The organism is Streptomyces sp. NPDC057638, from assembly GCF_042800315.1.
Classification (GTDB): Bacteria; Actinomycetota; Actinomycetes; order Streptomycetales; family Streptomycetaceae; genus Streptomyces.
This window is the reverse complement of record NZ_JBHVHF010000399.1, coordinates 1-6069: the sequence shown is the minus strand read 5'-3', so window position 1 is coordinate 6069 and position 6069 is coordinate 1. Positions and strand designations below refer to the sequence as shown.

Here is a 6069-nt window from a genome sequence, read left to right as displayed (position 1 = left end):
GTGTCCACACGGTCGGCGGGCCGGGGGCCGGCGCGGGGCTCTGGGAGACCTCACCCCGCGCCATCCGTCGAGGGCGGTCATGCCACTGACGTCCTCGAAGAAAGAGAGCGGCCACCGAGGAATCTAGGCCCTCCGCGGTGCTCCGGAGCCGCCCTTCCCGCGCTGTTGACGCCCTTCTGACGTCTTCTTGGCGCCCGTTCCGCGGGGCCGCTCCAGCCCTGGTGGCGACTCCCTTCACCGGAATAGATGCCTCCGTCGGGGTTCTCCGGGAGGCTGCCTCAGGCCCGCCACCTGGGCACGTCACGGCACTGATCCCCGTACCTCATGTCGTCCGTATGGACTGCGTCAAGACGTTCTCGACCAACCCGGGACCACCTCGCCCAGGCGGGAGAGTGGACCCACGGAGTCACGCGTGCCCGCCCTGCCGAAGCGAGGCCGGAAAGCGTCCTTCGAGAAGCACCCGGCGAGGCAGAGGGAGTTGAACGCGGCATGGGCGTCGAGAACGTCGTGGGGATCATCATCGCCGTATCGCTGGTCGGCTATCTGGTGGCCGCCTTCCTCCACCCGGAGAAGTTCTGACGGTTGGGCCGGAGCTGGCTTCCAGACGAGGTCGGACGCGCCCGCCACGGTGATGGGCGACCGTCCCGAGACACCCCGCTTCCGCACCCCGGCGACGCCCTGCCAACCACCCTGAAGCCGACACGGCCTGCCGCGTCGGCCGAGCGAACGATCTCCGGCCGACCGAGCGTTCTCCGAGCCGGGTGAGCCGTCCTCCGGCCGGGCGCGGGCGGAACGCAGGAAACGCGTGAGGCGTACCGAGCGTACGGAGCGGGGAAGCGAGCAGCGCGTGCGGAGCGGATGTAACAAGCACCCACGATCCGGTCCCGACGCAGGAACCACCCCCTCACCCACACGCCCCTCTGAGCTCGTTTGCCCCATTCATCCACCTGCCGGAATCGCCCGCGGACCATTTGTCGCACCTTCCGGATATCGACAGCACGCGCCGACTCCCAGCATGATCGAATGCCCGTTCGGCAATGGGTGGCCGGTAAAGCTTTGGGAGTGAAGTGATCCTTACAGGCTCAGCCATACAGAGAGCAGTGGACGCTGGCGACATATGCATCGACCCGTTCGAGCCGTCGATGACGAACCCGAACAGTCATAACTACCGGCTCTCGCCCGTCCTCAGGGTCATAGCCGATGAGGTCGCGAATCCTAGATCGCAACCAGAACTCGAAGAGATTCATATTCCAGAAGATTCCGGTTATGTGCTGCATCCGGGGCGGGTCTATCTGGGAACGACCATGGAGCGCATCGGCAGCGACCACTATGTGCCGAGCCTTATCGGCCGGTCCTCCCTGGGTAGGCTCGGTATGTTCCTTCAGATATCGGCTGACCTCGGCCAGCTCGGTGCGGTGCATCAGTGGACACTTGAAATCGTTGCTACGCAGAGCATTCGCGTCTATTCCGGAATGATTGTGGGACAGGTCAGTTTCTGGCGCCCCAGTGGTGGGAGGATTCCCTACCAGGGGCACTATGGGACCCGATCGGACCCGGCGCCCTGGAACCCGAAGATCGCGACTGGTCTTGCCCAGACTGTGAGAGGTGGAGCGTCGTGATCCTGACCGGTCCCGAGATAGCGAGACAGGTGGACGCCGGGCGTATCCGGATCGATCCTTTCGATAAGTCCCAGCTGAGCCCGAACAGCTATGATTTCCTGCTTGGCCGGGAAATCTGCTGGTATGAGGAAGAGGTGCTGGACTGCCGGCGCGAGAACAGGGTGACATACGCGCCGATTCCGGACGAGGGCATGACACTCAGGCCTGGCAGGATATATCTGGCCGGTACCGCGGAGCGTATGGGGAGCGAATTCTATGTCCCCATCATCCGGGCCCGGTCGTCCATCGCCCGCCTCGGGCTCTTTGTCCATGTGACGGCGGATCTGATCGATATTGGTTCCATCAACAACTGGACGTTGCAACTCCATGCCGTTCAGCCGGTGACCGTATATCCCGGAATGAGGATTGGGCAGGTCACCTTCTGGTGCACCGAAGGAGAGATCAAGCTCTACGACGGAAAGTACCAGCACTCGACACGGCCGATGCCCTCGATGATCCATCGCGACTTCACCGCTGTCTAGTCAGATGAGCGCTTCCCTGTCACACCCTGTGGAAACCGGAGATTCGGCTTGACCAGGCTACGTGTTGCGACCGGTATCGACCTGCCGCTGGCCCCGTCGGCGGGTAGTCCTATCCTGTGCAGCGATGTCTATGGACGCTTACGAGACAGGGTCGACTCCACCTTTTTCTGCCTGCCGCCGACAGCGGAGGAATGGGATCACGGATTCTCACGCATCGCCGTATGCCAGACACCGAAGAAGCCGTACGGCGCGGAGTTCTCGGCGTATGTGGAAGGCCTGACCCAAGAGGTACGACGGGAATTGTCCAACTCCCCGTACGACCTGATCCACGCCCAGCATCTCGGGTACGGGCTCAGTCTCGCCTTCTGTCGCGCGGGGTCGGGTCTGCCGATCATCTCGATCGCCCATGGCACCGATGTCATCGACTCGCTGACCTGTGACCAGGCCGCGGACGCCCTGCGGGAGATCGTCGAGAGCAGTACGGCGGTCGTCGTGCCCAACGAGGCCATGAGGGAGTATGTGGTCTCCATCGCGGGCGCACAGCCCGACGGGCGCATCGTGACGCTGCCCTGGGGGATCCCTCTGGAGGGAGTGGGCGCGCACGCGGCGCCCCGGGACGACGGTGAGCCCCTGAGACTGCTGCACGCGGGTCGCCTCGAGCCGGTCAAGAGCCCGGTGACCGCCGTGGAGAGTCTGGCTCACATGGCGAGTCCACACACTCTGACGATCGTCGGGGGCGGCAGCGAGCTGGAATCGCTGATGCGGCGGGCCGCGGCTCTCCGCCTTCTCGACCGGGTGACGTTCAAGCCCTTTATGTCGCGTCAAGAGCTGTGGCGTGAGTTCTCGCAGCATGACATGTTCCTCTTCACGACGACGGGCGTGGAGGCATTTGGATTGGTGACGGTTGAGGCGCAGGCCCATGGACTTCCCGTCGCCTACGGGGACGTGGACGCCATGGGCGAAACACTCGGCCTCGGCGGAATCCCCTACCCCGCGGGCGATGCCAGGGCGCTGGCCCGTGTGGTCGACCAACTGGCCCGGGATTCCACGACCCGGCGCAAAGTATCGGCCATCGCGATCGAGAACTCCGCCCGGTTCAGTGTCGATCTGACGAGCGGCCAGCTGTTTCACCTCTCAACACAGGTGGCACAGGGCTCGTTCTGAGCCTATGAGGGCCCCGCCGAAGGCGTCTGACTCGCCTGGCCATGACCATCCATGACCAGGCATAGGCGCCTTTTGGTCATTGCATTGACACGTCTGCGCGGACAAGGCTACTGTCCAGGCCGGTTGCCGACCGGGGAGCGGTTTGAGTGACAGGGCTGAGTTCCGCGTTCACGTCACAGGTGACGTCCTTATTCGCTGGAAACATCAGGACGTCCTTACCGGTCATCGCCGCCGGCGGGGCTTCGTCGATAATGTTCACCCTGCTTCCGGTATTCATTATCGAGGTGTTGGGTGAGACGCACTCATGGATCGGCGGTTACTTCACCGCCGTCACCTTCACTTCCATCCCGGTCACGCTCCTTCTCGGCAGGCTGGCCGACCGCATAGCGCACAAACGGGCGCTGGGACTGTGTACAGCGACCTGGATCGTCCTCGGCTGCGTCCTGGTCGTCTCTGTCCAGTCGATCGGTCAGCTGGTGATCGTCGGAATCGTCTTTCTGAGCCTCTTCGAGGCACTGAACGCGCAGATTTTCGCCATCGGAAGATCGGCCGCCGCCTCCGAGGCGGAGGAAATCGCCGTCACCACATCCATGCGGACCGCGTACGCCCTGGGATATGTGGTGGGTCCGATGATCGGGGCTCTCCTCACCGCGACGCTGGGCATTCGGCTGGCCTTGGTGAGCTGCGCGGTCCTGTTCGGTTTGGCCGCCCTGACCTTCTGTGTGAAGCGCGTCAGTGTATCCAGGGCCGACGACGAGGACACGGTGGCGGTACGCGGCGACGCTCCCGGTCAGCATGCCGGTTTCGCTTTGGCTGCCCTCTGTCTGACCCTCACGACGCCCATCGTCCGGTCGGCGTTCCTGGTGGTGCTGGCGACTTCCGTTCTCGATATCCCACTCGACCGTGTCCTGCTCATCCTCGCTGTCGCTCCACTGGCCGAGCTCTTCCTGATCCCCCTGTGCGGTTCGCTCGCCCTTCGCTGGGGTCCGGATCGTGTCGTCCTCCTCGGCTGCGCCGCCGCGGTCTTCGAGATGGGGTGTCTCGCCCTGGTCACCTCGCTGTGGCAGATAGCGCTGCTCCAACTGGTCGGCGCGTTTGTCGTGGCGGCGGTGATGAGCGTCGGTATGGCCATGGTGCAGGGACTCTTCTCGGGCCGCCCGGCCTTCGGTACGAGTGCCTTTCTGGCGACGAGGTCCGTGTCCAGCCTGATGGGGAACCTCGGGGGCGGTGTACTCGCCGGGGCGCACGGTCTTCGGTGGGTGTTCGCCGGAGCCGCCGCCCTCGCGCTGATCGGCACCACCGTGATGTCCATGCGCCTGATGCCGCGGCGCCCCCGTACGGCGTACACGGAGAGCAGTCCCCACCACGAGAGCGGAACGCGGCATGTGTCCGGCTGACGTCTCCCCTCCCTCCCTCGCCGCCGGTGCCCCTTCCCCCGGCCAGGACCCGACGGCCTGTCGCCCGGGTGCGCCGCGGTCGGCACGAGGGCCCGTACGGGGGCAGTGAGCGCACGGCCTTCTCGCCGGGTTTTCCGCATGGTCCCGATCGAAACGGAGACGCAGTGGTGGACACGCTCTCTACGCTCAGCGACGGCAAGCTCGGCAGCCTTGAAGCCGAGATCTACCGCCGGGCCTCGAACGTCGATGTCTTCGACCCGATGGATCCGTCCCATATCGGTCCCTCGGCAAACCAGGAGGAAGTCGGCCGAGCCGTCGCCTTCTTGGCCGAGTTCCAGCTACTGAGACCGGCCCCGGGCTATCCAAGGGGGTATGTGGCGGTGCCACCGGATGTGGCACGCCACCGCTATACGCACGGCATGATCAACCAGGCGCTGGACATCCAGTCCCGGATCGACCGGGCCTGGGACGCCTTCTCCGTACTCAAGGAGCAGGCCCCGCGTGAGGCGCCGTGCAGGGCGGGTGCCGAAGACGTGGAGAGCATCGAGAGCTGGGCCCGCGCCCAGGAGTTGGCGCAGCGATACGCCGTACGGGCCAGCGAGGAGATCAGGATCTCGCAGCCCGGCCGATCCCCCCGGATAGCCGACTCCTGGCCAGTGATGGAGCATCTCATCGACGCGCTGGCACCCGGCGTGCGACTGAAGGTGATCCTCCACGGCGCCGCCCAGTTCAACCCCGACCTGGTCGAGTTCGCCAACAGGGCCCACCATGACACCGGCGCCGAGTTCCGGACCCTGGTCGAACCGATGCCGTGGCTCGTCTCGTTCGATTCCAAGACACTGTTCGTGCTGTCGGCCCAGGAGGGACAGCAGGTCACCGTGGTACGTAACGCCAGTGTCAGCGGCTTCGCGGCCGCCAGTTTCGACACGTCCTGGTCCATCGCCGACCGTATGTCCACCCAACTGGGCCCGCGGGAGGCCTTCGCGTTATCGCGGGGCATCAAGTCGCATATCGTCTCCCTGCTGATCCAAGGGGAGTGCGACAAGGCCATCGCGAAGCGGGTCGGCCTGTCGGTCCGCACCTGCCAGCGCCACATCAGAGAGATCATGGACTCCCTGGGCGCGAGATCCAGGATCCACGCGGGATACATCCTCCGCGAGAACGTGATGACCTAACGATCACCACCCCCACCCGGCCCCGTGATCCACTCCAGCACAGCCGTCACCGGCAGAGCCCGACCGCCGCCGAATCCCCCAGCGCCCCGGACCACAACCCATGAACATGATCACCACCGCTCCCCAGCCACCGAGACGGCGATCACACGGTGAGCCACGCACAACGAATCAAGGGCACCGCGTCGCATGACGC

6 protein-coding genes are annotated in these 6069 nt (G+C 65.0%); all 6 read left to right on the top strand.

The genetic code is table 11. The features are described 5' to 3' along the window. Window positions 1–489: 489 nt before the first annotated feature. Window positions 490–579 (top strand): K(+)-transporting ATPase subunit F, encoded by a 90-nt coding sequence (gene kdpF, locus ACFVIM_RS31820; protein ID WP_384308846.1) that lies wholly within the window; start codon window positions 490–492, stop codon window positions 577–579. A gap of 521 nt (window positions 580–1100) precedes the next feature. Beyond that, entirely contained in the window at window positions 1101–1619 is a 519-nt protein-coding gene (locus ACFVIM_RS31815) for a deoxycytidine deaminase (RefSeq protein ID WP_384308843.1), read from the top strand. Beyond that, the gene (gene dcd, locus ACFVIM_RS31810) at window positions 1616–2140 is read left to right on the top strand and encodes a dCTP deaminase (protein WP_384308840.1); all 525 of its coding nucleotides are present in this window, start codon (window positions 1616–1618) and stop codon (window positions 2138–2140) included. The genes ACFVIM_RS31815 and dcd overlap by 4 nt, the downstream gene beginning before the upstream one ends. Window positions 2141–2188: 48 nt before the next feature. After that, window positions 2189–3304 carry a glycosyltransferase family 4 protein gene (locus ACFVIM_RS31805; RefSeq protein ID WP_384308838.1) on the top strand — a complete coding sequence of 372 codons (1116 nt, stop codon included), beginning with the start codon at window positions 2189–2191 and terminating at the stop codon, window positions 3302–3304. A gap of 146 nt (window positions 3305–3450) precedes the next feature. Continuing rightward, window positions 3451–4701: an MFS transporter gene (locus ACFVIM_RS31800; protein WP_384308835.1), complete on the top strand. Its 1251-nt coding sequence runs from the start codon at window positions 3451–3453 to the stop codon at window positions 4699–4701. 167 nt (window positions 4702–4868) lie between these two features. Further along, window positions 4869–5876 (top strand): hypothetical protein, encoded by a 1008-nt coding sequence (locus tag ACFVIM_RS31795; protein WP_384308832.1) that lies wholly within the window; start codon window positions 4869–4871, stop codon window positions 5874–5876. The last annotated feature ends 193 nt before the right edge of the window (window positions 5877–6069 follow it).